Origin of the sequence: Sedimentisphaera salicampi (assembly GCF_002117005.1) — a bacterium.
Taxonomy (GTDB): domain Bacteria; phylum Planctomycetota; class Phycisphaerae; order Sedimentisphaerales; family Sedimentisphaeraceae; genus Sedimentisphaera; species Sedimentisphaera salicampi.
On the sequence record NZ_CP021023.1, the window covers coordinates 2,257,181 to 2,276,279 of the forward strand.

General features: G+C 48.6%; 17 protein-coding genes. 10 read left to right on the forward strand and 7 right to left on the reverse strand.

Annotated features, from left to right (window positions below):
• Window positions 1-61 precede the first annotated feature (61 nt).
• Window positions 62-763 (reverse strand): 7-cyano-7-deazaguanine synthase QueC, encoded by a 702-nt coding sequence (gene queC / locus STSP1_RS08510; RefSeq protein WP_085755941.1) that lies wholly within the window; start codon window positions 761-763, stop codon window positions 62-64.
• A 132-nt stretch (window positions 764-895) separates the two neighbouring features.
• On the opposite strand from queC, the gene queF reads away from it, so the two are divergent.
• The 8 genes from queF to STSP1_RS08550 all read left to right on the forward strand — a co-directional run bounded on the left by queF (window position 896) and on the right by STSP1_RS08550 (window position 9,242).
• Window positions 896-1,264 (forward strand): preQ(1) synthase, encoded by a 369-nt coding sequence (gene queF / locus STSP1_RS08515; protein ID WP_085755942.1) that lies wholly within the window; start codon window positions 896-898, stop codon window positions 1,262-1,264.
• 36 nt (window positions 1,265-1,300) lie between these two features.
• A complete protein-coding gene (locus STSP1_RS08520; protein WP_085755943.1) occupies window positions 1,301-3,004 on the forward strand; it encodes a glutamine--tRNA ligase/YqeY domain fusion protein in 1,704 nt (567 codons plus the stop codon).
• A gap of 306 nt (window positions 3,005-3,310) precedes the next feature.
• On the forward strand, window positions 3,311-4,150 hold the full coding sequence (locus STSP1_RS08525; protein WP_085755944.1) for a type II secretion system protein: 840 nt from the start codon (window positions 3,311-3,313) through the stop codon (window positions 4,148-4,150).
• Between the two features lie 126 nt (window positions 4,151-4,276).
• Window positions 4,277-5,707, forward strand: coding sequence for a sulfatase (locus tag STSP1_RS08530; RefSeq protein WP_226997475.1), 1,431 nt, complete (start codon window positions 4,277-4,279; stop codon window positions 5,705-5,707).
• 210 nt (window positions 5,708-5,917) lie between these two features.
• On the forward strand, window positions 5,918-6,124 hold the full coding sequence (locus STSP1_RS08535; protein WP_085755945.1) for a lipoprotein: 207 nt from the start codon (window positions 5,918-5,920) through the stop codon (window positions 6,122-6,124).
• Window positions 6,125-6,205: 81 nt separating this feature from the next.
• Window positions 6,206-7,042 (forward strand): diadenylate cyclase CdaA, encoded by an 837-nt coding sequence (gene cdaA / locus STSP1_RS08540; protein WP_085755946.1) that lies wholly within the window; start codon window positions 6,206-6,208, stop codon window positions 7,040-7,042.
• Window positions 7,039-8,073, forward strand: coding sequence for a hypothetical protein (locus tag STSP1_RS08545; protein ID WP_085755947.1), 1,035 nt, complete (start codon window positions 7,039-7,041; stop codon window positions 8,071-8,073). Before cdaA ends, STSP1_RS08545 begins: the two co-directional genes overlap by 4 nt.
• Entirely contained in the window at window positions 8,070-9,242 is a 1,173-nt protein-coding gene (locus tag STSP1_RS08550; protein ID WP_085755948.1) for a glycosyltransferase family 4 protein, read from the forward strand. Before STSP1_RS08545 ends, STSP1_RS08550 begins: the two co-directional genes overlap by 4 nt.
• A 6-nt stretch (window positions 9,243-9,248) precedes the next feature.
• Here the strand turns inward: STSP1_RS08550 and STSP1_RS08555 are convergent, their stop codons facing one another.
• The 3 genes from STSP1_RS08555 to STSP1_RS08565 all read right to left on the reverse strand — a co-directional run bounded on the left by STSP1_RS08555 (window position 9,249) and on the right by STSP1_RS08565 (window position 13,566).
• On the reverse strand, window positions 9,249-12,044 hold the full coding sequence (locus tag STSP1_RS08555; RefSeq protein WP_161491684.1) for a CARDB domain-containing protein: 2,796 nt from the start codon (window positions 12,042-12,044) through the stop codon (window positions 9,249-9,251).
• 53 nt (window positions 12,045-12,097) lie between these two features.
• Entirely contained in the window at window positions 12,098-12,769 is a 672-nt protein-coding gene (gene rpe / locus STSP1_RS08560; RefSeq protein ID WP_085755950.1) for a ribulose-phosphate 3-epimerase, read from the reverse strand.
• 92 nt (window positions 12,770-12,861) lie between these two features.
• Entirely contained in the window at window positions 12,862-13,566 is a 705-nt protein-coding gene (locus tag STSP1_RS08565) for an HAD family hydrolase (protein WP_085755951.1), read from the reverse strand.
• A gap of 368 nt (window positions 13,567-13,934) precedes the next feature.
• On the opposite strand from STSP1_RS08565, the gene STSP1_RS08570 reads away from it, so the two are divergent.
• Entirely contained in the window at window positions 13,935-14,861 is a 927-nt protein-coding gene (locus STSP1_RS08570) for a hypothetical protein (protein WP_085755952.1), read from the forward strand.
• 726 nt (window positions 14,862-15,587) lie between these two features.
• Complete coding sequence (locus tag STSP1_RS12775; RefSeq protein WP_269466748.1) at window positions 15,588-16,169, forward strand: sugar O-acetyltransferase; 582 nt, start codon at window positions 15,588-15,590, stop codon at window positions 16,167-16,169.
• 14 nt (window positions 16,170-16,183) lie between these two features.
• Here STSP1_RS12775 and STSP1_RS08580 read toward each other — a convergent pair whose 3' ends face one another.
• The 3 genes from STSP1_RS08580 to STSP1_RS08590 form a co-directional block, all read right to left on the reverse strand.
• Window positions 16,184-16,840, reverse strand: a complete 657-nt coding sequence (locus STSP1_RS08580) for a class I SAM-dependent methyltransferase (RefSeq protein WP_161491685.1) — start codon at window positions 16,838-16,840, stop codon at window positions 16,184-16,186.
• Window positions 16,841-16,910: 70 nt separating this feature from the next.
• Window positions 16,911-17,327 carry a DnaJ domain-containing protein gene (locus tag STSP1_RS08585; protein ID WP_085755954.1) on the reverse strand — a complete coding sequence of 139 codons (417 nt, stop codon included), beginning with the start codon at window positions 17,325-17,327 and terminating at the stop codon, window positions 16,911-16,913.
• Window positions 17,324-17,614 carry an ArsR/SmtB family transcription factor gene (locus tag STSP1_RS08590; protein WP_085756697.1) on the reverse strand — a complete coding sequence of 97 codons (291 nt, stop codon included), beginning with the start codon at window positions 17,612-17,614 and terminating at the stop codon, window positions 17,324-17,326. Before STSP1_RS08590 ends, STSP1_RS08585 begins: the two co-directional genes overlap by 4 nt.
• Window positions 17,615-19,099 lie beyond the last annotated feature (1,485 nt).

Genomic DNA, 19,099 nt, shown 5'->3' on the forward strand with positions numbered 1-19,099 from the left:
TATAACCTGAGATACAATACTGTCAAAATCAGATGAGACAAACTTTGATTTGCACATTGTTTCAATACCGCTGATATTTTATCGGGTCGGTTAGGCCGGCTTCTTTGAAGCCTTTGAGCCGGAGGAGGCAGCTGTCGCATTTTCCGCAGGCGAGGCCGTTTTCGTCCGGATCGTAGCAGCTGTGGGTTAGGGAGTAGTCGAAGCCAAGCCTCGTGCCTTCGAGGATTATCTCGGCCTTCGTTTTGTGCATAAGCGGAGCATTGATTTTGAACCTGCCCTTGCCCTCAGCGGATGCGGCAGAGGCGAGGTTGGCGGTTTTCTCGAAAGATTCGATAAACTCGGGCCGGCAGTCCGGATAGCCGGAATAATCGAGGCTGTTCACGCCGATAAAGATATGGTACGCCCCGAGCACCTCCGCCCAAGCAAGGGCATAGCTGAGGAATACAAGGTTTCTTACCGGTACGTATGTAGCGGGAACGCCTGAGGAAATCTCGCTCTCGCTCCTGTCTTTGGGAACATCAATTGCATTATCCGTCAGGGCGGAGCCCCCGAGCTTGCCGAGGTCTATGTCAATAATCCGGTGCTCCTCGGCTTCGCAGAATTCTGCGATTTTCCGCGCAGCCTGAAGCTCTACAGTATGCCTCTGGCCGTACGAGAAGCTCATCGCATATATCTCAAGCCCCTCGCTTGAAGCGATCTGGGCTGTTGTGCCTGAATCGAGGCCGCCTGAAAGAAGGACAACGGCTTTGTTTTTCTCCTGCATATCTTTAAGCTTTAATGTTTCAATATTGCTTGTTTTTTGTAGAATTATCCGTTTACGGCAAGCGGGGCAAGCTGTCCTCTGCCTTTCCGAAAGCAAGAAAGTATAATCGATAAAATTTTTAGAGCAAATATTATGGCCAGCGAAACAAAGATTGATCTTTTTGATAATCCCCGCCCGGGCAGGGATTACGTAATAAGCACCGACGTGCCCGAATTTACAAGCGTCTGCCCCGTTACAGGGCAGCCGGATTTCGGCACTGTCAGCATAGACTACTGCCCCGATAAATACTGCATTGAGCTTAAGAGCCTCAAATTCTATATGCAGAGCTTCAGAAACCGAGGGATTTACTACGAATCGGCAGCCAATGAGATTCTCGATTACCTCGTGGAATGCTGCAAACCCAGATGGATGAAGATTACCGCTTCATTTACGCCGAGGGGCGGGATCTCCACTGAAGTTGTATGCGATTATGTAAGCAAAAATTACCATGGGCAGTCTTAGATTAAAACTTGAACATAAAAGCTGAATGGGCTAGCAATGGACAGCGAAAATACAAAAAACACTGAAAGACTTGACTTCATCAGAACCATCGTTAAAAACGATCTCGAATCGGGCAAGTGGGATAAGGTTGTAACGCGTTTCCCGCCCGAGCCGAACGGATACCTCCACATAGGCCACGCAAAGAGCATCTGCCTTAATTTTGGTATAGCCGAAGAATTTTCCGGCCAGTGCAACCTGCGCTTCGACGATACGAACCCCTCGAAAGAGGAAGACGAGTATGTCGAATCGATAAAAGAGGATGTGTCTTGGTTAGGCTTCGACTGGAACGGAGGGCTGTATTTCGCCTCAGACTATTTCGAGAAGATGTATGAGCTGGCAGTGGAGCTGATAAAGCAGGGCAAGGCATACGTATGCGACCTCTCCAGCGAAGAGATCCGCCAATACCGCGGCACGCTCACCGAGCCCGGCAGGGAAAGCCCATACAGGAACAGGAGCGTTGAAGAGAACCTCAATCTTTTCGAGAGGATGCGCAGCGGCGAATTCGGAGATGGCGAGAAGGTGCTCAGAGCCAAAATCGATATGAAGAGCCCGAACATAAATATGCGCGATCCGGTTATGTACCGCATACTGCACGCACCCCACCACAGAACCGGCGATAAATGGTGTATATACCCGATGTACGACTGGGCGCATGGCCTTGAGGACTCAATCGAAGGCGTTACCCACTCAATCTGCACACTCGAATTCGAACATCACCGCCCGCTTTACGACTGGTTTCTCGAAAATCTGCCCGTGCACAGGCCGCGGCAGTACGAATTCGCCCGCTTGAATCTTAACTATATGGTTATGAGCAAACGCAAGCTCCTAAGGCTCGTTCAGGAAGGCTATGTTGACGGCTGGGACGATCCGAGAATGCCAACGATTTCCGGCATGAGAAGGCGCGGCTTCAGCCCGGATTCTATAAGGAATTTCTGCAAGGTGATTGGGGTTAACAAGTTCAACAGCACCGTTGATTATGCCCTTCTCGAACACTGCCTCCGGCAGGATCTCAATGCCCACTCGCCAAGGGTGATGGCAGTGCTGGATCCGCTGAAAGTGGTAATCACGAACTATCCGGAAGACGGCAGCGAAGAGTTTGATATAGCGGTTAATCCGGAAGATGAATCTGCGGGGAAGAGGAAAGTTCCGTTCTCGAAGGAAATCTACGTTGAGAAGAAAGACTTTATGATAGACCCGCCGCGAAAATTCTTCCGTCTCGCCCCGGGCAGGGAAGTTCGTCTCAGAGGGGCATACTTCATCAAATGCGAGGACTACAAGCTCGATGAAAAGGGAGAGGTAGCGGAGGTTCACTGCACCTACGACCCCGAGAGCAGGGGAGGAAGCTCGCCGGACGGGAGAAAGGTGCGGGGAACACTGCACTGGGTCTCCGCTGAGCATGCCCTGAAGGTGAAGGTGAATATCTACGAGCATCTTTTCACCACAGAAAACCCCGAAGAAACGCAAGAAGGGCAGGACTTTACCGCCAACATCAATGAAAACTCACTTCAGACAATCAATAACTGCCTTATCGAGCCGAGCGTAAAGGACGCAGAGCCTTTAGACAGATATCAGTTTGAGAGGATAGGATATTTCTGCGTGGATAAAGATTCAAGCCCTGAAAAACTTATCTTCAACAGAACCGTTACCCTGAAAGATACATGGGCAAAAATGCAGAAAAAAAAGCAGCAGGCAAAGAAGTAAACAAAGCCCGCACAAGCCGGCGGGCAGATCGCTATCCGGTGTCTCAGCATTTTTTTTAAGCTCATTTGAGATTATTCAAGAGCGGATTTTGTTATTGCGCAAAATGACTGAACTTTTTCGTAAAGTAACGTTGTGTTTCTGCTTTTGTTAGAAATAATAGAATTAGCATCAGAATTTTTTAACCGTGGTATAATTTTTGAAAAAAATTAAGTGATTTTGAATTTTTTGGGAAATATTTTTTGGTTTTTAACATATAATTATGGATAGGCGCTCTATAAGTTAATTAACATTCAGGAGAAAAGCGTTATGAAACAGAAGGCTTTTACATTAATTGAACTTCTCGTAGTGATTTCAATTATAGCTCTGCTTATGGCTGTTTTGATGCCGGCATTGGGCAAGGCAAGGAAGCAGGCGATGAATACGATGTGCAAAACCAACCTCCACAGCTGGATGCAGGCAACGAGCCTTTACCTGGCAGACAACAACGACAGTTTCTGGCCGGGCTTCTATGGCTCAGGGTCTCAAGGCGATAAAGCTGAGAAAAGCTTGTGGTGGATGGATGTACTGGGCGAATATTACGATAATATAGATGAATTGAGGGTTTGCCCGAGGGCGGACGAGCCGAGGCAGTATTATGATGGCCGGCAGAATCCAAAAGCCAACGAGCCTTTCGCAGCTTGGGGAATCTACAATAAGAGCAACAACTTATTCGGCCGGAAAGTTGACGGCCATTACGGCAGCTATTTGGTTAATGGATGGGTCCAGAATAAATATTGGGATTATGTTGATGTTGATTTTAAACAAAAATTCTGGAAGCTCAGCTCAGCTATAACCACCCCTTCAAATGTGCCGATTTTTACAGACGGACAGCATATCGATGCATGGCCGAATTCAGGCGATAACCCGCCGCCAACGGAGACAACGAGATGGAGTTCAAACGGCTCTCATTTCGGGCGTATTGTTCAAAACAGGCACGGAGATGCGCAGAATGTATTAACCGCAGATGGTGCTGTTAATACCGTTGGGCTGAAGAAGCTCTGGACATATAAATGGCACAGAACTTACGATACCCACGGCAGATGGACATCCTCCGCCGACCAGGCCCCGGACTGGCCTGAATGGATGGAAGGAATGAAAGATTACTAAAGCAAGTTTTTGGATAAAATCTTAAAGGACGGTGTTTTTATGCCGTCCTTTTTTTGTAAAAAAGCCCAGTCAAGATATATACTTAATAGAAGGCATATAGTAACAGGTTAAATTACAAGGCTTAAAATGAGAAGAAGAGATTTTATGAAAGCCGCTTTCGCTTTCACAGCAGCGGCAGCTTCCGGCACTGCTTACGGCAAAGAGCAGGAAAAGCCCAATATAGTCCTTATTAATATTGATGATATGGGCTGGCGTGATATCGGCGTAAACGGTTCGGACTTCTACCGCACGCCGAATATCGACAGCCTCGTAAGAAGCGGTATGAATTTCAGCAGCGCGTATGCAGCAGCCGCGAACTGCGCTCCGTCTCGAGCGTGCCTTTTGAGCGGGAAATACACACCCCGCCATGGCGTATATACTGTGGGCAGCTCCGAGCGAGGAAAAAGCAAGTATCGCAAGCTGATACCAACCAAGAACAAAAAATTCCTTGATGAAGATGAAACCACAATTGCAGACTGCCTCAAAGATGCAGGCTACAGAACCATTACGCTTGGAAAATATCACGTAAACTCTGATCCGCTCAAGCACGGCTTTGATGAAAATGTAGGCGGCTGCCATAAAGGCCATCCGCCAACGTACTTCAGCCCCTACAGCATACCAACTCTCGAGGACGGCCCGAAGGGCGAGCATCTGCCCGAAAGGCTTACAGACGAGGCCTTGGAATTTATCGACAGAAACAAGAACAGGCCATTCTTTTTGTATTTCCCGTTTTATTCGGTTCATTCACCTATTGAGGCAAGAGATGATCTTCTTGAAAAATATAAAAACTATGAACCCGGCGAGCTCCATAAACGCGCAGATTATGCCGCTATGATAGAGGCTGTGGATATCCATATAGGCCGTCTGATAGAAAAAATCGATAAGCTTAATCTGCGTGAGAAAACTATGATAATTTTCACCGCCGATAATGGCGGGGTTCACTGGGCCACCGATATGGCGCCTCTGCGGGGCTGCAAAGGCTCTTATTATGAAGGGGGTATAAGGGAGCCGCTCGCATTTTCTTGGAAGGGCAGGATAAGCCCGGGAACAACATGCGATGTGCCGGTGAGCCAGATAGATTTCTTTCCAACCTTTCTGAGCATAGTTGGCGCAAAGCCGCCTAAGGGCAAAATCCTCGACGGGAAAGACATCTCTCCTCTTCTGTTCGGCCATGAGAAGCTCTTTGATAAGCAAAGACCGCTCTTCTGGCATTTCCCGATATATCTGCAAGGGGGCGATGATGAAACAAGAGACCCGCTTTTCAGAACCCGGCCGGGATCAGTTGTTCGCAAGGGTGATTGGAAGCTTCACGAATACTTCGAAGACGGCGAGTTAGAGCTTTACAATCTCAAAACAGATATAGGCGAATCAAAGGATCTCTCAGAGCTCTACCCGCAGAAAACAAAAGAGCTTTACGAAATCCTCTGCAGATGGCGGGAAAAAACAAATGCCGATATCCCGAAAAAGCTCAACCCGAAATACGACCGAAAGGCCGATTTGAAGGCAAGAAAGAGTTAGTCCGGTTTCTTGAAAGGGTTCGAAATTATCAGCGAAAAATCTGCGTAGATTAGTGGTTAGTGATATACAAGCTTGCCCAAAACATTGACGCACATATCGGAAAAATACGGCCTCTTTTTGATTGACACAGACCAATCCCGCTGTTAGACTTATCTTTAATAGAAAAAGCGGTTTTAATAAAGCTTAAACCACAATCTGAAAAGGGAAAAAATGAAAAAAGCAATCATTGTTATTTTTCTCGCTTCGGCGATAACGGTTTTGTCGGGCTGCGGGAAGGGCATCGGTATGACAGCTGCTGAGCGGCAAAGACAATATATGAATATTCAGGACGTTGGAGCAAAGCAGCTTAACGACGATATAAACGTTCTTCTGCATTCCGACCGTCCGTCAAGGCTTTCCGACAAATACATAAGATAATTTTTATAATTTGCCGATAAAACCGCAATCCAAGGGAATGGATGCGTTTTTAAGAGTTGTTCACTCAGAACAGGACTTTAGATGGATCTGGCTCCTATTATATATTATTTGCAGAGAGTTGGCTCTTATGATCCTCTTGTAGTGATTATAGAGCTTGTGCTCATAGGCTCGATTATATGGTGGGTAGTCAATTTCCTTGAAGGCACGAGGGGTGAGAGGCTTTTCAGAGGCGTATTCTTTATCCTTCTTGCCGGTGCGATAATCCTCAAGCTGTTTGTGGAGCGTTTTTCCCTTGAGAGGGTAGAATTCCTTTACAACGGCTTTCTGCTTGCAATTCTTGTTACCGCTGTAGCGGCATTTCAGCCCGAGCTGCGCCGTGCGCTGATACGCATTGGCCAGGCGGGAATTTCTCCGTCTGCCCGTCCCGATGTAGAAAAAGCTCTTGAAGAGGTTCTTATTGCAGTGAACAATCTTTCAGAGCAGAAAACAGGGGCTATAATAGTTTTCGAGGGAAGGGTAGGCCTTCGGGACTACATAGAGACCGGGGTTCGAATGGATGCGGCGGTTTCCAGCCAGCTTCTTGAAACGATCTTCTACGAAGGCACTCCGCTGCACGATTTGGCGGTAATAATCAGGGGAGACAGAATCGTAGCCGGCAGTATTCAGCTTCCGCTTGCCGAGATCGGTTCTCTTGATGATTCGCAGCTTGGTTCAAGGCACCGTGCCGCTGTTGGAATCAGCCAGGCCTCAGATGCCACAGCCCTTGTTGTGAGCGAGGAAACAGGCACAATTTCGCTAGCAGTTGAAGGCAAGCTTGAGAGAAATGTAAAGAAAACTCAGATCAAAAAGCAGATTGCCGAGCTCAATAAGCCGTTCACAGGAAAAGGCGGTTCCGGTAAAAGGAGCAAACGCCGGTGAAGAATCCAGATAAAAAAACAGTAGAGAAAAACGTAAGCAAGATACTGATTGTATCGTTCCTTACGCTTCTTATATGGGTGTGGGCGGATCTGTCTAACGATACCATACTCAAAGATAAGAAGGTGGAAATAAAGCTCGCAACTTCTCAGCCGGAGAACCTCTGGGTGAGCCTCGGCGACTCAGATTCCACAACCGTCCGCGCAGATTTCAAAGGCCCTTCTGCACGCATAGACGAGCTGAAACGCGAGCTCTCCGCTCTTGAGGTATATTTCGACCCATCCGTACTTGAAGGCAGGTCTGAGAGCTTTAAGTATCCCGTACGCGGCCTTATTCAGGATTCACCGAGGGTTCGCAGGCTCGGGCTCACTGTAGAGAATTGTCAGCCCTCCTCAATAGAGGTAACAACTCAGCAGCTCCAGAAAAAGCAGCTCACAATCACCTGCATAGACAAAAACAACAACTTAATGTTAAACGCTGTAACAGAGCCTGCCTCTGTGGAGATGTTTGTACCCCCGCACTGGAGCGGAGATGATTTGAAAGCAGTTGTGAGCCTTTCTCAGCAGCAGATTAGCGAGGCTTCCGAAGAAGCGGCCGAGGCAAAGGCCTATGTTGAGATAGAGCCGGGAAGGAGAACATACTACGAAGATCCTGTGAAAGTGTCTATTCAAACAGAAAAGGGCAAGCTGGAAACCTTCCTGTTAAACGGCCCAAGAATAGGCGTGCTCGCCAACGAGCAGATCGCAGAGAGCTACAGCGTTGAGATCATCTCACGCAGCGAGGCGCTGACTACCATACAAATCAATTCCACTCGAGAGGCCTACGAGGCCTACAAAGCCAAGCAGTATCAGATGATAGTGTATGTGTATCCAGAAGATATGCCGAGCTCGGACAAAAAAGAAAGCGAGCCGATTGAACGAGAAGTGCACTACTTCTTCCCCGAACAGTACAGTAAGGAAGATCTGATCTCGCCGGTGGAGTCGGGCGTTGAGCCGAGGGTTACTTTCAAGCTTATTGCTGTTGAAGAAGAATGAATATTGTCCACGTTATAACGCGTCTGATTGTGGGAGGCGCTCAGGAGAACACAATAATAACCTGCCGCGAACAGGTAAAACGCAGGCACAAAGTTACGCTTATAACAGGCCCGAGCCCAGGCCCTGAAGGCGATTTAATGGAGCAGGCCGAGAGGGAGGAGTTTGAGCTTATTCTTCTGCCCGATATCCTACGCCCAATCCTCCCGCTTACAGATATGCGTGCTTATACCGGTCTGAAAGAACTGCTCAAAAGCCTCAATCCTGATATCGTGCATACCCATTCGGCAAAGGCAGGCATCCTCGGAAGGCTTGCAGGCTGGAATATAAAAGATGAAAGCTCACGCCCGGCAGTTGTGCATACAATCCACGGCCTCGCCTTTCACGAATACCAGAATCCGCTCTTGAGCCGGCTGTATATAGAGATTGAAAAATTTGCCGCAAAGAAATGCGATGCGATAATCTCAGTAGCCGACACTATGACTCGAAAGTGCCTTGCCAGAGGCATTGGAAGCCCTGAGCTCTTCAACACGGCATATTCTGCTGTTGATATTGAGAATTTCCTAAAACCGCCCTCAAGCGAGCAGATTAATGAGTTCCGCGAAAAATATTCGATAGGCAGATCCAGCACTGTTGCCGCCTGCATAGCAAGAATCACTGAGCTGAAAGGCCATGAGTATATTATAGAGGCCGCAGACAGGATCGCCGGCGAACATCCCGAGCTAATCTGGCTCTTGGTGGGAAACGGCAGCCTCACCGAAAAGATAAAGGGCGATATCGAAAAGGCCGGCCTGAGCGATAATTTCCGTTTTACAGGCCTGCTTGACCCTTCAGAGATACCTCTGGCCGTTCATTCCAGCGACTTTTTAGTCCACTGCTCCCTTCGTGAGGGGCTCGCGAGGGTTCTTCCTCAGGCGATGCTATGCGGCAAGCCTGCTGTGAGCTTTGATATAGACGGGGCGGCGGAAGTGATAAATGATAACACCGGCAGGCTGATTGCTCCGATGGATGTTGAAGGACTCACCCGTGCGTGCACAGAGCTTGCAGAATCCCCTCAGCTCAGGGAAAAACTCGGCGAGGAAGGCAGGCAGAATGCCGTGGAGCTTTTCAGCCCCGAAAAGATGATTGAATCCATCGAAAAAGCCTATCGCAGAGCGGGCGCCGAGGTCTAAAGCCCTCTAATATTCGCTGAGCCACCAGTTCGCAGCGATGGAGCAGTCTATAATATCCACTATCCCATCACGGTTGAAATCAGCATCCTCAGGATTCTGGCTCAGCCAGTTATACGCAATATGTATCAAATCGTCTTCATCTACGTAGTTATCCAGATTTACATCAACCCGTGAGATCAGAATGGGGTAATTCCCCGGGTCCAGATGCCAGAGCGTTCGCCACTGCCAGCCGGCATAATTAGAGCGGGTTTTCATCTGCTCTGTTGTCCTTGCATAGGCTGTGATCACGGCATTCTCAGCGAGCCCTGCAGCGGGTTCTGCCTGGCTGCCTGAAGGGATAATCGTGCTGTCCCAGTATGAAGAGCTGATCTGGGAATCTCTAACAGCTCCTGCCAGAGGCCCCGCGTAATACGCTGCATCCAGCTCCTCAGCTGCACAGAAGCACTGCTGAATCAGACCTCCGGAGCTCACCTCTCCTGCAATCCCTCCAGCGTACATCGAGGCGATTATCTCTTCCATTGCTGCGCTTGAGCAGTTGCTGATTTCAGCCGAACTGCCCTCAGCCGAGCCCGCAATCCCGCCTGCATACTTGGAGATGTATTCAGCGTTTACTGATGAATCCTTTATAGAGCAGCCTGTTATTTTACCCTCAAGAAGCCCTGCAAACCCGCCTGCGTAATTCGCCCGTGAAATCCTTACCTCCGCTTGGGATATGTGCAGATTCCTGATCTCGCCGCCCGCTGCTACTGCGCCGAACAGACCGGCATAGCTGGTGTATGGGGCATTGATTGTAAAATTGCTCAGAACCCTTCCCGCTCCGTCGAATGTACCGGTGAATTTTGCACCTGTAAAGCTGCTCTGCATCTGGTCGTTCGGGCTTAATACCGAATTATCGAAGAACTCGCCCCCCATATTTATATCATCAGTGAGGATATAGCTTTTGCTGTATAGCGAAGGCCTGTCTGCGAGATAGAGCAGTTCGGATTTATCCGAGATTTGGAACGGGTCTTCAGGCGTTCCGGTGCCGCCGGAGAACGCATATATCTGCGAAGACAAAACATCAGAGCAGTTGTTTGTTTCATCGCTCTCTTCTACGCTCCGCCCGCTGTCTATCATAAGCACGAAGTATATATCCCCTGTAAAATCGGGCACTTCAAAGCTGAAGCTTTCCACGCGCGTTTCGCCTGCTTCAAGCTCGCTTACCTGCTGGAATCCGGCAGATGAAGCCGTTTCGCAGTTTACAGACTGCTGGCTGGAGTAGTATATCCTCATCCGGAAGCTTCCGTTTGTGGAGGCAGCGCCGGAATTCTGGATTGATGCATCAAGGGTGATAAGCTGGCCGGCAAATATGTTCTCCGGCAAACTCCCCGGGGAGGTTATTGTAAGTTCGGCGAGCTCATTCTGCGGAGCTGCTGCCTCTTGGAGCTCGGGATAGCCTCCGCCAGCCGGCATCTGCCATACTGAGGCAAAATCCCAGCCCGCATCAGTGAAAGAAGCAGAGCTTTGCATCTGAGCTGTGGCAAGGCCTGTAATATCAAAGCTCCCGCCTTCGTTTCGTGCTGTTGCGTTCTCGAGTCCGCTGGCCTCGGTGTCCCAGAAGCAGGCATCCCCTTGGCCGGCGGAGGTTTTTGCGATGAATCCTGCTGTGCTGTCTGATTTGCCCGAAGCCTGACCTGCCGAATAGCAGTTTGAAATCTCGCCTTCGGAGCAGTTGCCGATAAAACCGCCCGAAAGGCCGATATCCGGGCTCCCTGCTGCCAAAGACTCAGCAGAGCCCAAGGCAAAACAATCGCTTACATTGCTGCCCGACTGTCCGAAAAAACCGCCCGAGTAGCTGTATGAACTCTGTCCCTCGGCCTCTGCGGAGACTGAATTCGAGGCAAAGCTCTTCTCTGCAGCAGTTTCTGCATTGCTCTGCCCAACCGCTCCGCCCGCAAATGCGCTTGCCGTGAGGCCGGAGGAGAATGAATTAACCTCGCAGTCTGTGCCGGATTTACGTATGCTGGAATACTGGTCGCAGTAGCCCGCCAATCCCCCTGCGTAGGATGTTGTGTTTTTCGAATCAAGGTTTACCGATGCGTCCACAACCCCCTTGGATGAGCATAGCTTTATCGCACCGTCTATTCCGTTTATCCCCGCTATCCCGCCTGCATACACAAATCCAGCGGGATTGTCTCGTGCGATTATCGTTGCTGAAACTGCGCATTTATCTATGAGCCCTTCGCTTACTCCGGCAGCACCGCCTGAGGTGCTGTTTGAGAAAACTGTTCCCGAAAAGCTGCTCTCTGAGATAACCCCGAGGTTTTCGTTTGAGCCTGCTATTCCCCCTGAATAAGAGGTGGAAGAATCTATGCTCACTGTTCCGTTAACAGCGCAGTTGAGGATGAAGCCCCTGTTTGCGCCGGCAAGCAGGCCGCCGTAAACCCAGCCCCCCTCTGAGCACACAACAGTTCCCGAGAGCGTTAGATTTTCCACTATAGCATCATCGCCTATCATACCGAACAGCCCGAGCAGGGAGAGATCGCTGCGGTTGATGCTCAGCCCGCTTACTGCAAAGCCTTGGCCGTTGAATGTGCCGTAGAAGGGCTGGGAGCTTGTGCCTGTGGGCAGCAGCTCTTGACCTGTAAGGTCTATGTCTGAGGTGAGTACGAAATTGGAAGACCAGTCCCCGCTGGATGAGCTCAGCTCAAGAAAATCGGCAGCAGAGCTGATCTGATAAGGCGCTGCTGAAGAGCCGTCTCCGCCGGAATACCCCATGGCGAGCCCTGTAAGTGAAATCAAAATAATGATATGCCTGAGCATAGTGTTACCTCCGTTTTTATTATAGATATATCTCCCCGTCAAGGGGGATAGATTCATCTCTTCTTTGCTGAAGCGCTGATTTTCTCAACCGCTTCTTGGCGGTTCTTGCTGCCGAAAACAGCCGAGCCTGCAACTAAAGTGTCTGCCCCGAGCTCTCCGGCTTTTCCTGCGGTTGTCTCGTTTATCCCGCCGTCCACCTCTATTCTAACATCTTTGCCGAGAGTTTCTCGCAGAAAAATGCATTTCTCAGCGCATTTCTCACGGAAGACCTGCCCGCCGAAACCCGGCTCCACAGTCATCACGAGAATCATCCTGCATAAAGACGCAATTTCAAGCACCTCTTCAGGGTTGGTGGCCGGCTTTATGCAGATCCCCGCGCTGCACCCGAAGCTTTGTATCATCGAGATCGTTTCGTGGGGGGCTCCCTCCGCCTCAATATGGAACGTGATGTGGTTCGCTCCTGCCTTGGCAAAATCTTTTATATACCTTTGAGGCTGGGAAATCATTAGGTGAGCATCAAAGCAAAGGTCGCTGGTTTTCCTCAAAGACGCAATTACAGGAGGCCCTATCGTTATATTCGGCACGAAATGGCCGTCCATAATGTCTAAATGGATAATCTTAACCCCGCTCTTCTCAACGTCGGCCACTTCCTCCGCCAGGCAGGAGAAATCAGCGCTGAGCAGGCTGGGGGCAATCTCAATTGTTCCGGGTTTGGGCAGCTGCATTAAAGCTCCAAGATGTTATTGATGTTGTTCTCTTTTCTATGATAACTATAAAAATAATTCTGGCAAGCCGCTTTAATTCGGGTCTATGAAGTCTAATCGAAGATGCCGCTGATTTTCTCGGCGTTTAATTCTGTAAGCGAATCCACCACCATATCAGCCTTCGGCTCGAGCTCGCTGCGGCTGTAAGTGCCTGCAACGCCGATGGTTTTAGCTCCGGCCGCTGCTCCGGCTTCAAGCCCCCAGTGCGAGTCTTCAATCACGGTGCATTCTGCCGGCGAAAGTCCGCCTGCGGTTGTTCGGGCAAGCTTCTCAGCCGCTTTGGTGTAGCCCTCTGGATGGGGCTTGCCTCGGGATACATCATCCGCTGTTACTACGGCATCGAAATATTTGAAGTAGTTTTTCCCGCTCCTCTCGGCCTCGGCGGCAAATATCCCCTCAATATCTGAAAAAAGCGCTCCCGAACAGATTGCCATTTTTATGCCGGCCTTCGAAAGTGAGCTTGTTAGCTGTGCGAATCCCTTAAGTATGCATCTTTCCGTGCTTGCAAGCTCATCAAAAACTGCTGCCTTCTCATCAATCAGCCAGCCGAGCTTTTCTTCAGTGAGCTCGAAGCCGTAATCACGGCTCATCGCCTCAAGGGCTTCTTTGTCTGTGAAGCCCAGATACTTTTCCCAGTAAACGTCTTTTTCTATTCTGCCTGCCTGCTTCTCGAGAATCCTGCAGAAGGCCATATAGTGGAGCAGCTCGGTATCTGCTATCACTCCGTCAAAATCGAATAATACTGCTTTAAATCCCATATTGAATCCCTTATTGCTTATAAATTCATAATGTATGATATTTTACTTTCCCTGTTTTGCAACTCTAATGAAAAATTCACCACTAGCAAAGCATTGCGATTCAAATTAAAATCCAAGTGTTAAATTAAAAAAGTTTGAGAATTTTTTGAATTTTCTTGAATTGCTGATTGAAATATTCTATAGTTAAACGTGGAGTTAGACAATACAGACCAAAAGTTTCTCTGCTTGATTTTCAGCCGCCTGTATTATCATAATCTTTTGATGTGCATCCCTTAAATCAGAACAGTTAAAATTTTCATTTTTTGCTTTTAGCTTCTTCGATGCTCGAAGAGTTTATTAGTTTAATTTTTATTGGAAAGGTGTTGAAAATGAAAAATTTAAAATCAATTTTGGTTCTGCTATTTTGTGCTGCGGCGTTTGTTCAGGCGTATTATGAGTCTAACTGCATAATTGAAGTTCCGAACGGCCAGATACACTGGGGAAACGGAGATTACGACGTAGTTGCGTTTAGTGTGGATGGGTTTATAACTGCCGAATATGTGGTGATGCAATGTCTCGACGACAACACCAACGACAGCAGCGATGAAACCTACGAGGTTGCGATAACTTCAGATTCTGCAGGGGCAAATGTGCTAACCTCCGCTCAGGTAACTGAGAATTTCGGAAATACGGGGGACTGCGATTCCTACACGTTCGATTTTCCTGATGTGGAGCTTGATTTCGGAACGTATTACATCCGAACCAAGACAATCTCCGGAGCCCCTGTGCGTTCGTGGGGAGTTGACAGGCTTTACTATACCGGCAAAACTTTGAGAAGCGATTCTGCTCTTATAAACGTACCGAATGGACAGCTCTATTGGAATAACGGCGATTCTCATATTGCTTCATTTACTTTGAACCAGCAGTCTATAGCAACGAATTTCTATATGGCCTGCCTCGATGACAACAATAATGACTCAGGCATTGAAGTTTTTGAGGCAGCTATAACAACTGATTCGAAAGGAAGCAATGTAATTACGAGCGTGCAGGTTTCAGAGGATTTCGGGAATACAGCAGGCTGCGATTCGTATGATTTTGATTTCCCTGATGTACTGCTTGAAGCCGACACAACATACTACCTGAGGACAAAGGTGATAAGCGGGGCTCCTGTGAGGAGCTGGGGCAAGGATTATCTCTGGTTTATGTATCAGCCCCCGCACACCATCAGCAGTGATTTCAACAAAGACGGAATAGTGAACTGCGAAGATTTGATGATGTTCTCTCAGGATTGGCTCGCAGAAGAGGCGTGGTATTAAGCCTTAAGCGGCGCAGAGATTCGCTGAGGAATCATTTTTCGCTAAAGATATTGCCGCGGGCAATCCGCCTCCGGCGGACAGGCTCGGTTTAACTCTCTTTTACATCAGAGAAAACATTTTCATAAATGAGGGAAAGCTCTCTGCCGGAAGGACGTTTCACCGCAATACATCATCCTGCTCTGATGTTGGACAGTGTTTTTTTTGACAGAGCCAGTCCGCCTGTGGCGGAGAGTTAGCGGAGGAAGCGGAGGGGAGATATTTTTTTTGACAGGATTTACAGCCCCGAACCGCTTTGGCTGCGGGGCAAGGATCTACAGGATAAATATTTAATATAGGAAAAGGCGGGGAGAAAATTTTTTAGCCGCTAATCAGCGCTGAGATTTATAAGCCACTAAGCAGCGCTAAGCAGCACTAAGGATTTACTAACCGCTAATCCCCGCTAATTTTTCACTAATGATTTTGCAAAGAGCCACAGGCTATCCGCCTCAGGCGGACTTGCAGCTCGGCCACTGGCCACAGGCTACTCTGCTACTTGCCACTCTGCCACTCTGCCACCCGCCGCAGGCGGACTTGCAGCTCTGCCACTTGCCACAAGCTACGAATTTTGTGCTGCGGAAGATGGGCGCAGGCAATGCTTCGCCCTGCAGGCTGTTTTTTTTTTCTCCATCTAACTCGCCGCAATGGGCAATTGCAAACGTTCGGGATCGAGCTTATAATCAGCACCTGATGATTGATTTATTTCTGCGGGGAATTATGACTGAATACGAAAAGATGGCAGCGGGGCAGCTTTATTATGCAGGCGATCCGGAGCTCAGAGAAATGCGCAAAAAAGTGCGCATTCTGCTCGATAAGATAAACTCTTCGGTAAGCGAGATTAAGCAGGGAAATCGTTACGAGCTCGGTACAGAGCTTTTCGGCAAGGTTGGCGAGAATTTGTTCCTCCAGCCGCCGTTTTACTGCGATTACGGCGTGCATATTGAACTCGGGGATAATGTATTTTTCAACTTCGGCTGCGTTCTCTTGGATGTTGCCAAAATCCGAATCGGCTCGAACGTGCTTTTCGCCCCGAATGTACAGGTGTACACAGCAGCCCATCCGCTTGATGTCTCGCTGAGGCAGGCGGAGCAGGAATTCGGCAAGCCCATTACCATTGGCGATAATGTCTGGATCGGCGGCGGGGCGATTATCTGCCCAGGCGTAACTATCGGCGAGTCCAGCGTGGTGGGAGCGGGTGCTGTGGTTACTAAAGATGTAGAGCCCTCGTCGGTGGTTGCCGGCAATCCTGCACGGGTTATTAAACGCATCTGAAACAGCTGGCGGGATCAGCTGCTCTTAGCTGGCTTATTGAAGAGCATTGCCGTGAAGCCGGCGTCTTGCGAAGTGCCGTTTCTTATTTCGATTTCTCCTTCACAGATCTCATCGGGCTCCCAGAAGAGTGTGCAGGCAGATTTTTCGAGCTCGAAGCGGGCCTGTTTTGTGAGTTCGATGGTATCAGCAAGCGGGAGGAAGCTGGCGTATTTATAGATTGGATGCCCTTCGCTTTTCTTTTTCTTATACTGTCTCCCCCAAGGGTTGTCTGAAGAGATGATTCCAATCAGCAGTTTGCCTTCCGGCCTGATGAGCCTCCAGCATTCAGCAAGAGCCTTTTTCGGGGATTCAATGAAGCAGAGCGTGAATGCAAGCATTATTCCGTCAAACTCCTGTACGCTGAATGGCATATCCTCGGCATATCCCTGATACGTTTTGATTCCCCTCGAAGCGGCAATCTCCAGCATAGCAGAGGATGGGTCTATCCCTTCGCTGATTCCCATGCCGGCGGCAAAACGTCCTGTCCCCACGCCTGCCTCTATCCAGCGGCCTTGAACCGGAGGGCAGATATATTGAAGACACTTCAATTCAGCCTCAAAGATGCGTCTGCCTTTCGTGCGTTCAAACCATTCATCGTATCGTTTGGAAAAATTGTCAAAGGGCTGTTTCATTGTCATTGCTTCTATCTGAGGATTTTCCTCTAAGCTTCGGCAGATCGCTGTCGACTTTTTCAAACCAAAATCAAATGCACGAGTTTGGCCTTTCGCTCTTTTTTCTCTCGCCATTCTGCTCAGGTTTTGCCTCTTCCGGCGTGCCGTAGAATTTATCCCGCCACCACAAAAACCTGCCCCAGCTGTTATCGAGGTTGTATTGGCTGTCTTTATCGCCTGCTCTGGGGCGTTCTAACTGTTCGAGGATTTCTGAGCAGGGTTTGTTGAAGGCGAGCAGGTCGTAGGCGCATTTTATCAGCTTGAATTTTTTGTCTGCCTCCGGGCTGCTCTGGTTGTGGTCGGGGTGGTGTTTGGAAGCGGCGCGGCGGTATGCCCTTTTGAGCTCGTCGCTGCCGCAATTTTCCTGTACACCCAGAATCTCACGAGCCGCCTTCCTGGCCTCAATCTCGCGGTCTATCTTTTCCATAAAGTTCATATTATGCTTCATTTTGCCGCTTCCTCCGGTTCAAACAGTGAGATGATTTCGCTTTGCCAGCTGCGCAGAACATTCTCATTAAGACAGTAATGAACGAAATAGCCCCGCTTTTCAGACAAAACCGCACCCGCTGATCTCAGTATGCGAAGATGCTGAGAAACAGCTCCCGCTGTGATTCCCAGCTCCTCAGCAAGCTCGCCTACGCAAAGGCACCTCTCGCTGAGAAGCCGAATTATCTTTATCCGCGTATCAACGCCGAGAACCTTGCTTATCTCTGCTATCCTTTTATCGTTATCCATATTGCCTCTCATTTAGCATATTTAATTATACTAAAATAGAAGACGCTGTCAAAAGATTCCTTCTTGTCCTTAAAAAACTCGTGAGTAAAAACTTAAAATTAATATGTAATCAGCAAGGCGTTGCGCTTCAAATTAAAATTCAAGAAGTGTTCAATTCTATGAAAGAGCTGGACTGGAGGTAAATCGAACAGGCAAAGGCAAATATAACACATATAAAACTGGCCTAAAAAATAGACCGGTTCAAAAATCGGACTGGTTTAAAAACTGTACCGGCAGTGGTCTAAAAATTAGACCGGTTCAAAAATCGGACTGGTTTAAAAACTGTACCGGCAGTGGTCTAAAAATTAGACCGGTTCAAAAATTAGACCGGTCTAAAAACTGTACCGCCAGTGGTCTAAAAATTAGACAGGAACCGGTTCAAAAATTAGACCATAAAAGAATAAGAAAAGAAAAGAGTAATGTGGACGAGCCTTCCGGATATGCTTTTGTGCTGAAGGGAGGGAAAGATTATTCACTTCCAAAAGCCAATGAGAAGGCAATAGGCAAAAGTTTTTTTGCTCCTATCGCTCCGCCGACCGAGTCCCCCTCGTCCGCCTTGTCCAGCCGCTCATCTGCTCTAATTTTTCTCTAATGATTTTGCTACTCGCTACTCTGCCACTCTGCCACTCTGCCACGAGCTACGAATCTATCCGCTTGCTCCGTCCGCCTCCGGCGGACTCCACGCACGGCTCTGATTGTCGTTAGTATTCCGCAGCGATTTCACAAAACGAGATATTTAAACCGAGCCACGCATGAAGACCCGCCGCAGGCGGGGCGAAATAAGTGGACAGCAGTACGGAGAGAAAAGATATATATTAACCACAGAGGCACACAGAGGGGCACAGAGGGGAGATTTTTTTTTTGACAGGATTTACAGGATTCACAGGATAAATATTTAATATAGGAAAAGGCGGGGAGAAAATTTTTCAGCCACTAATCAGCACTAATTTTTCTCTAATGATTTTGCCACGAGCAATCCGCCGCAGGCGGACTTGCAGCTCTGCCACTCGCCACAGGCCACTATCTTTATCTCATCCTGTAAATCTTGTTAATCCTGTCTAATTTATCACATCCTCCTCCGTGATCCTCCGAGCCCTCTGTGGTAGAGAAAAAAGAAATTAACCACCGAGGGACACAGATGTTCATTAAATTGTATGCCGAGACAGCAGCAGGGTATCGGGAAGTCAAACATTTACAAAACCTGCCCGAAAACCCAACCGGTAGGGAAATCCGACCTGCCCGAAAATCCGACCGGTAGGAAAATTCGACCAGTCCGAAAACCAGACCGGTACCTGCCCGAAAACCAGACAGGAACCTGTCCGAAAATTAGACCATAAAAGAATAAGATAAGAAAAGAGTAATGTGGACGAGCCTTCCAGATACACTTTTGTGCTGAAGGGAGGGAAAGATTATTCACTTCCAAAAGCCAATTAGAAGGCAATAGGC

Bases quoted from the DNA above. Each gene is read 5' to 3' on its own strand.
- STSP1_RS08525 (WP_085755944.1), top strand. From the start codon at position 3,311: ATGAAACAGAAGGCTTTTACATTAATTGAACTTCTCGTAGTGATTTCA.
- STSP1_RS08590 (WP_085756697.1), bottom strand. From the start codon at position 17,614: ATGGATAACGATAAAAGGATAGCAGAGATAAGCAAGGTTCTCGGCGTT.
- STSP1_RS08570 (WP_085755952.1), top strand. From the start codon at position 13,935: ATGAAAAATTTAAAATCAATTTTGGTTCTGCTATTTTGTGCTGCGGCG.
- STSP1_RS08585 (WP_085755954.1), bottom strand. From the start codon at position 17,327: ATGAAGCATAATATGAACTTTATGGAAAAGATAGACCGCGAGATTGAG.
- queC (WP_085755941.1), bottom strand. From the start codon at position 763: ATGCAGGAGAAAAACAAAGCCGTTGTCCTTCTTTCAGGCGGCCTCGAT.
- STSP1_RS08535 (WP_085755945.1), top strand. From the start codon at position 5,918: ATGAAAAAAGCAATCATTGTTATTTTTCTCGCTTCGGCGATAACGGTT.
- STSP1_RS08555 (WP_161491684.1), bottom strand. From the start codon at position 12,044: ATGCTCAGGCATATCATTATTTTGATTTCACTTACAGGGCTCGCCATG.
- STSP1_RS08565 (WP_085755951.1), bottom strand. From the start codon at position 13,566: ATGGGATTTAAAGCAGTATTATTCGATTTTGACGGAGTGATAGCAGAT.
- cdaA (WP_085755946.1), top strand. From the start codon at position 6,206: ATGGATCTGGCTCCTATTATATATTATTTGCAGAGAGTTGGCTCTTAT.
- rpe (WP_085755950.1), bottom strand. From the start codon at position 12,769: ATGCAGCTGCCCAAACCCGGAACAATTGAGATTGCCCCCAGCCTGCTC.
- STSP1_RS08520 (WP_085755943.1), top strand. From the start codon at position 1,301: ATGGACAGCGAAAATACAAAAAACACTGAAAGACTTGACTTCATCAGA.
- STSP1_RS08530 (WP_226997475.1), top strand. From the start codon at position 4,277: ATGAGAAGAAGAGATTTTATGAAAGCCGCTTTCGCTTTCACAGCAGCG.
- queF (WP_085755942.1), top strand. From the start codon at position 896: ATGGCCAGCGAAACAAAGATTGATCTTTTTGATAATCCCCGCCCGGGC.
- STSP1_RS08550 (WP_085755948.1), top strand. From the start codon at position 8,070: ATGAATATTGTCCACGTTATAACGCGTCTGATTGTGGGAGGCGCTCAG.
- STSP1_RS08580 (WP_161491685.1), bottom strand. From the start codon at position 16,840: ATGAAACAGCCCTTTGACAATTTTTCCAAACGATACGATGAATGGTTT.
- STSP1_RS12775 (WP_269466748.1), top strand. From the start codon at position 15,588: ATGATTGATTTATTTCTGCGGGGAATTATGACTGAATACGAAAAGATG.